The following is a 7,171-nucleotide window of genomic DNA, read 5'->3' as shown; positions in this document are numbered from 1 at the left end:
CGGCCGCAGGACGCGTTTTCAACTTCTCGAATGTCTTGAAACCGCACAGGACACTGCTGCGAAAGGAGCTGACGGACCATGAATATGGAAGCCTCCCCCGCCCCCGAGACCGGAAACGGCATTGAGACACCTTCCACACCGGCTCACTGGATAGAGGATGTCATTCCCGAGGACGCCGCCATAGATGTGGACGGCCACAACGTGCCCCTGCGCGAGCATCCGAGCCTGCGGGAGTTCAAGTCCCCGGCGGATATGGCGCGCTCGCTTCTGCATGCGCGTTCTCTGGTGGGGCGCAAGACCATTGGTCTGACGCCGCCCAGCGAGGATGCCACCGATGAGGAGCAGGCCGCCTTTGATGCGCAGCTGCGCAAGATGGTGGGCGTGCCCGAAGCCCCGGAGGGCTACGAACTGGATATGCCCGAAGGCGTAGAGGCGGACGGGACCTTTGTGGATTGGTTCCGCGCGTCCGCCCACGAGCTTGGCCTGTCGCCCCAGCAGGCGCAGGGCCTGGCCGACCGCTACAACGCTCTTGTGTCGCAGTTTGCCGAGGGCGACGAGGCCATGGCCGGAGCGCGCCGCGAGCAGACAGGCCAGCAGTTGCGCCAGCTGTGGGGCGAGCAGACGGGCAAAAACCTTGACGTAGCGCGGCGCGGATTTGGGCGCGTTGCCGAGCAGGCGGGCCTGACGCAGGACGAGGCGCGCGGCGTGCTTGACGCCTTTGGCGACAATGCCGCCATGGTGCGCCTGTTCCACAGCGTGGGAATGGCCTTCACGGAGGACACATGGGCGGCGGGCAATGGTGGTCCGCAGGGCCGCCGCCCCACCATGTCCACGGAACGGTTCTTCGCCGAAGAGGTCTTCGGCGGCTGACCGGGGCGGCCCGGAGACGCTTCCGGGCCGATGAACACGGGGGCCAAGCCCCAACAGACGTGCGAAAGGAGCACATTTCATGAGCATTACCGGAACACTGCGCGAGATTTCGGCGGCCTACGCCAAAAAGCAGCCCAAGCAGGTGGACTGGCTGACCGAGGAGACTCCCGTCCTTGACGTGATTCCCTTTGAGGAAGCCTCCCACGCCCTGTGGAACGTGTATGAGGAAGTGGCGGAAGTCTCCGGCGGCGGCTTTGTGGATATGGACGCGCCGCTGGACTCCATTGATGTGGATTCCCGCCTGCGCAAGGTGGACCTCTCCATCATGGGCGCCAAGATGTTTTGCCCGGAGGACAAGGCCCGCGCCTTTGGCGGCAGGGACAAGTACTTCGCCAAAAAGACCCCCAAGGCCCTGCGCAAGCTGGGTGTGGATGCGGAAAAAGCCATCATCTACAGGAACCTGCGCCAGTTTGCCCTGGACAATAACGCCCTGATCAATGCCGGCGGCTCCTCTGGCGGGTGCTGGTCCATCCTTGCGGTGCGTTTCGTCTCCGGCGAGACCACCGGCCTCTACAGCCCCGTGGGCTTCAAGCAGGGCGGCCTGCTGAATGTGACCGCCATCAACAACGGCGGCCTGTACGAGAATGAAAACGGCATTCTCGGCTACGGCGTGCGCTACAAGGGCTACTTCGGCATGCAGGTGGCCAACCCTAACACCGTGGCGGGCCTTGTGAACATCACCGAGGACAAAAAGCCCACCGCCGTGATGGTGGACAATCTGCTGGACATGGTCCGCGCCCAGAAGGGCACCTTCCTGTTCTGTCACCGCAAGGTGCTGTCCATCCTCGCCGAGGCGGGCAAGGGCGCAGCCTTCCAGATGGCCCCCAGCGACCGCAATGTGGACCGCCGCATCGCCGAATGGAATGGCGTGCCCATCATCACCAGCTACAACTTCGAGGACGCGACCGAGCAGAGCGTCACGGTCAAGAAATAGGAGGACGCATGTACACGCAGACCCTGAAGATGCACGACGGCTATCTGGCGAAGGATATGCCCCTGCCCAAGGACACCACGGCCAATGGCAACGGCTCGCCGCAGGACTACTCCGGCACCCTGGGCGCGGCGCAGGTGGTGGTGGAGGCCGCCTCCGAAATCGCCCTTGCCGAGGGCAAAACACTGACGGTGAAGCTGCTGCATGGCGGCAGCATGCCTGAGGAGCTGGGCACCGTGTGCACGGTGTATGGGGGCGCGCCCATTGGCGCTGGTGAAGTGCTGGGCCGTTTTGCCGTCCCCACGGATGCGCAGCCCGGTGTGAAGGCGCTGGTGCAGACCTCGGACCCGTCCGCCAGCGGCTCCATTTCCATCTACGGTGAATATCTGGCCCGATAGCGGGCGCGGGGCGGGCCGCCACGTGTGGCCCGCCCATACGACGACGCAGCCCCGCCGCTATGCGGCGGGAAGGAGAACGACATATGCAGTTCAGACGCTTGGATGATGCGGCAGGCCCGGGTCAGCGGCAGGGTGAGCAGGGCGGCGCGCCCCGGCAGGGTGCGGAGCGTTCCGCCCGTTTGATGCTGGACGCCACGGCCCTGCGCCGCCTTGGCGTGGAAGAGGCCCCCGCCCCCGGTGATGTGTTTGCCCTTGCGGCGCGGGCCACAGCGGGCGAGCCGCAGGGCCATGGCGATGGGCGCGGCGGCGTGACCTTCGCCCTAGAGGTCACGCGCCTGACCCCGCAAAACAGCGGGCGCCCGGAGCGCGACGAGGACGAGGACTTCTTCCGCGGCGTGTTTGACGGAGGGATGTAGCCGTGCCTGCGCGGATTTTGTCCGCGGCCCTCATCGAATTGGGTGAGGACCGCATCACATCGGCGGATCAGGATACGGAGCGCGCCCGCATCGTCTCGGCCCTCTATGAGGAGGAGCGGGACGCCCTGCTGGAGGAGCATCCGTGGAACTTCGCCATCGCCCGGGCCGAACTGGCCCGGGCGGCCGAAGGGCCGGGCTTTGGGTACGGCAGGGCCTATGTGCTGCCGCCGGATTGCCTGTACGTCATGGAGGTGCAGCCGGATGTGCCCTTTAGCATTGAAGGGCGCGCCCTGCTGGCCGACAGTGGCACTATGAAGGTGCGCTACGTGCGCCGGGTGACCCGCGTCAGCGAAATGCCGCCCACCTTCCGGGTGGCGCTGGCGACGCGCATTGCCGCCCACGCGGCAAAGAAGATTACCGGCTCATCGGCTGAGAAGGAGCGCATGGAGGACCTGTACCGCCAGCGTCTGCGTACGGCCAAAAGCCGCGATGCGCAGGGTGGCGGGCGCCCCGTCACGCGCCGCCCGGACGGCTTCATCACTGCGCGGGGCGCGTCATGCTAACGGCAACCCCCATCATCAACGCCTTCACCGCGGGCGAACTCTCCGCGCATATGGATGGCAGAACGGACCATGAAAAGTACTACTCCGGCTGCCGCAGGCTGGAGAACTTCATCCCCCGTCCCCACGGCAGTGTGTTCCGCAGGCCCGGGACGCGGTTTGTGGCTCCTGCCAAGCACGCGGACCGTCCGGCGCGGCTTATCCCTTTTGACTTCAACGCCACCCAGTCCCAGAGCTACGTTCTGGAGCTTGGTGACACCTATATGCGGTTCTACACCGACGGCGGCGTCATCCTTGGCGAGGACAGTGCGCCCTACGAAATTGCAACCCCGTGGACGCAGGACCAGATTCATGACGTGAATGTGGCCCAGAGTGCGGATGTGCTCTATCTGGTGCATCCGCACGTGCGCCCGCACAAGCTCACGCGCCACGGGCATGACGATTGGACCATTGCGCCGCTGGAGTTTCACGCTCCGGGCTGGGACATCGACATCTACGAAGGCGAATTGTGCGGCGGCAAGGGCTTTCAGGGGGATACCTTCACCCTGCCCGAAGGGGCGCTGTTTGAGTGCTGTTGGCTGCTCAGGCGCGTTGCGTTCACGGTGACCTACTGGTTCAAGTACATTGGCACGCGGCAGTTTGATGCGCTGGATGGGGAACTCAAGGTGACCTTCAAGGACTCCCCCAACGAGGATGCCGACGACGAAATCGAAAGCATTTACGCCAACGACAAGCTGCAAACCAAGTACTGGAAGGAAATCTCCAAGGGCCACACCATGCCCGAGGCGTGGAAGGATGGCTGTTGGCCGTCGTGCATTGGCTTCTATGAGGACCGGCTTGTGCTGGCGGCCACGCCCGAAGCCCCGCTGACGCTGTGGCTGTCGCGCACCGGCGAGTACGAGGACTTTCGCCTGAATACCAGCCTCTACGACCATGGCATTCAGGGCGAGCCCCTTGACGATGACGCCATTGAAATCACGTTGTCCGGCTCCCGCGTCAATCCCATCCGGTGGCTGATGGATCAGGAGCATCTGCTGGTGGGGACCAATGCCTCGGAGGTGAAGGTCTGGTCCGGCGTTGAGGGCGAAGGCATGACCCCCGCCAAGTGCCAGCGCAAGCGCCAGTCCGCCCACGGCAGTGCGTCCATGCCCGCCCAGCTTATCTCCAACGCCGTGCTCTATGTGACCCGCTCCGGGCGTAAAATCCGTGAAATGACCTTTGATTACGCGTCCTTTAGCTACGCGGCGCCGGAGCTGACGCTCCTTGCGGAGCACGCCACAGGTCCGGGGCTGTGCGAAATGGACTACGCGCGCGAGCCTGACGGGGTGCTGTGGTGTGTGCGCAGTGACGGCGCGCTGGTGGGGTGCACCTACCTCAGCGAGGAAAATGTGCGTGCATGGCACCGGCATCCCCTAGGCGGGGACGGGCGCGTGGAGTCCGTGGCCGTCATCCCCGGCGCGTGGGGCGACGAGGTGTGGCTGCTGGTGCGGCGCACGGTTGCTGGGCAGGTGTGCCGCTATGTGGAGCGTATGGACCCGGGCTTTGCCGCTCACGGCGCGCCCGATGCCAGCGAAGCCTTCTTTGTGGACTGCGGCCTGTCCTACTCGGGCGAGGCTGTGGACCATGTGGACGGCCTGTCCCATCTGGAGGGCGAGAGCGTTCAGGTGCTGGCCGATGGCTGCGTGCTTGGTGAGCGCGTGGTGCGCGGCGGCGGTGTGGACCTGCACCGCAACGCGCGGCGGGTGCACGTTGGGCTGGGCTATTCCAGCGTGTTGCAGCCCATGCGGCTGGAGGTTGGCGCCGGGGGCGGCACCTCGCAGACCAAGCGCAAGCGCGTGATGGGCGTGACCCTGCGCTTTTTGGAAACCGTGGGCGGGCGTGTGTGTTCCGGCGACGACCGTGAAGGCCGCTACGAGACCATCCTCTCCCATGTGCATGATGTGCGCGCTGGCGTGGCTCCTGGGCTGTACTCCGGCGATAGGTTGGTGCGGCTGTCCGGCGGCTTTGACCGCGACGGCCTGTTTACGGTGCGGCAGGACGACCCCTTGCCCATGACGCTTATCTGCTGCGTGCCCGAAGTGGTGGGAGGAAACTGATATGCGGCTGGAGATTGTTCCCTTTGTCCCTGAGCACGCGGCGCGCATCCGGCTGCGGCCCTTGGACGCGCTTGGTCTGGAGGGCGCGCCCGGCGCGGCGGACCCACTGGAGACGGGGCGGATGTATGCGGCCAGCGGTCCGGCCTTTAGCGGGCTATGGCAGGGGCGCGTTGTGGCGAGTGCGGGCATTGTGGTGTCGCGCCCGGGGCTTGGCGATTGCTGGGCGCTGACCAGCCCGCAGACCCCGCGCTTTGCCCTGTCCTTTCAGCGGGCGGTGGTGCGGATGTTGCCGCGCCTTGTGGCCGAGGCGGAGATTGAGCGCCTGCAGGCCCTTGTGGTGAGGGGGCACGCCACCAGTTGCCGCTGGCTGTCGCGGCTGGGCTTTCGGCGCGAGGGACTGCTCCGGCGGCTGTACGGCGGCAGGGACTATTACATTTATGGGAGGATAGAGACATGTCAGTGATGCTCCCCGTGGCGGCAATTGCCGGACTGCAGGCAACATCCACATGGACGCAAATCAAGAGCGCCCAGCAAAGTGAGCGGCTGGCCAAACAGCAGGCTGAAAATGCCCGTATTGCCGGGGAATACGAAGCAAAGCGCATCAAGGGGCAGGCAAAGCACAACGCGCTGAGAATGCGCGACGCGTCCCAGCGCGCGGCGGCGCAGAGCATGGTGGATTATGGCGTTCACGGCCTTGATGCCTCGGGTGGTTCCGCCGTGGAGGTGCTGTCCGGACAGGCTGCGGCCCATGAGCGTAGCATGCTCGATATGGAGCGTGACGCCGAATACCGCGCCCGGCAGGCGCGCTACGGCGGCATGTACTCGGCTGGGCAGTACGACTTGCGCGCCGATGCGGCGCGCCAGCGCCAAGGCAGTATTATCCGTGGCAAGATGATTGGCCTTGGCTCGTCCCTGCTTGCGGCCAGATAGCGCGAATCCAGCGCCACTGTGGCGCAAGACATGAGCAACGTACAGGAAGGTGCCGATATGGCGGAGATTGCACAGAGGGCCGCGCACGGCGAACGCCCGCTTGAGCAGGTGGCGACGCAGGACATGGAGCGGTTGGATGAATTCCGCGCCGTGGACGATGAAGCCTCGCGCCGGGTGGATGTGGAGCGCGACGTGGTGCGCATTGTGTCCGAAGCGGCGGAAAAGGGCGACATCGACGGCGCGTGGGACGCCCTTGAAACCTACCACGATGACGTGGTGGCCGATGAGGGCACGGACCCGCGAATCCGCGAGCGTCTTGGGCGGTATTGCCGCTATCAGGCGCGGCGCGTTATGGCGCTGAACCGTCAGCGGTCCATTGCGCGGGAGCGGGAGGACCGCGTGGAGCGCCTTGGGACAGATTTGCGCTTTTATGTGGAAGCCGTGGAGCAGGGCGAGATGGCGGTGGAAACCGCTGAAGCCGGTCTGCGCGAGCGCCTTGACGCGGCGCGTCCGTGGCTTCGCAGCGGCGAGGCGGAGCGGATTTCGGCGTCCTTTCAGCAGCAGCTCACCGTCAGCCGCCTGCGCCAGGGCATCGTGGCCTCATCCGGCGCGGTGGAGGATGAGCAGGCCCTTGCCAGCCTGCCCGAGGCTGAAGCGGCGGAGCTTCGCGCCTTTGCCCGGCGGCTGAGTTTTGACGCCCTTGTGCATCATGTGGTGGCCCTTGTGGAGCAGGATGCCACAGGCGCGGATGGTGACGTGGACTACGACGCGGCGCTGGAGGCCCTTGACCCCTCGTCGGCGCGTCGTGCACTGGGCATTGATGAAACCTGCGCGCTACGCGCTGCGTCCCGCGTGCGTTCGCGGCGGGCGGCGGCGGAGCGGGTGGCGCTCGTGCAGCGCGAGGCCGCGC

At 65.7% G+C, this 7,171-nt stretch carries 9 protein-coding genes; all 9 read left to right on the top strand.

What is annotated here, in order from left to right; all coding sequences use genetic code 11:
- The first annotated feature begins 78 nt into the window (after positions 1-78).
- Positions 79-870, top strand: a complete 792-nt coding sequence (locus ACY69P_RS12195; RefSeq protein WP_462327664.1) for a hypothetical protein — start codon at positions 79-81, stop codon at positions 868-870.
- Between the two features lie 79 nt (positions 871-949).
- Positions 950-1,864 carry a major capsid protein gene (locus tag ACY69P_RS12190; protein ID WP_459900867.1) on the top strand — a complete coding sequence of 305 codons (915 nt, stop codon included), beginning with the start codon at positions 950-952 and terminating at the stop codon, positions 1,862-1,864.
- 8 nt (positions 1,865-1,872) lie between these two features.
- Positions 1,873-2,259, top strand: a complete 387-nt coding sequence (locus ACY69P_RS12185; RefSeq protein ID WP_462327663.1) for a hypothetical protein — start codon at positions 1,873-1,875, stop codon at positions 2,257-2,259.
- An 83-nt stretch (positions 2,260-2,342) separates the two neighbouring features.
- Positions 2,343-2,675, top strand: coding sequence for a hypothetical protein (locus tag ACY69P_RS12180; protein WP_459900870.1), 333 nt, complete (start codon positions 2,343-2,345; stop codon positions 2,673-2,675).
- 2 nt (positions 2,676-2,677) lie between these two features.
- On the top strand, positions 2,678-3,238 hold the full coding sequence (locus tag ACY69P_RS12175) for a phage connector family protein (protein WP_459900871.1): 561 nt from the start codon (positions 2,678-2,680) through the stop codon (positions 3,236-3,238).
- Positions 3,232-5,331, top strand: a complete 2,100-nt coding sequence (locus tag ACY69P_RS12170; protein WP_462327662.1) for a phage tail protein — start codon at positions 3,232-3,234, stop codon at positions 5,329-5,331. The genes ACY69P_RS12175 and ACY69P_RS12170 overlap by 7 nt, the downstream gene beginning before the upstream one ends.
- 1 nt (position 5,332) lies before the next feature.
- Positions 5,333-5,794, top strand: a complete 462-nt coding sequence (locus ACY69P_RS12165) for a hypothetical protein (protein WP_462327661.1) — start codon at positions 5,333-5,335, stop codon at positions 5,792-5,794.
- Positions 5,785-6,261, top strand: coding sequence for a hypothetical protein (locus ACY69P_RS12160; RefSeq protein WP_459900876.1), 477 nt, complete (start codon positions 5,785-5,787; stop codon positions 6,259-6,261). Before ACY69P_RS12165 ends, ACY69P_RS12160 begins: the two co-directional genes overlap by 10 nt.
- 57 nt (positions 6,262-6,318) lie before the next feature.
- A partial coding sequence (locus ACY69P_RS12155; RefSeq protein WP_462327660.1) for a hypothetical protein occupies positions 6,319-7,171 on the top strand: 853 nt, incomplete at its 3' end.

This window comes from Desulfobaculum sp., from assembly GCF_054921475.1.
This window is presented reverse-complemented; position numbering and strand designations above follow the sequence as displayed.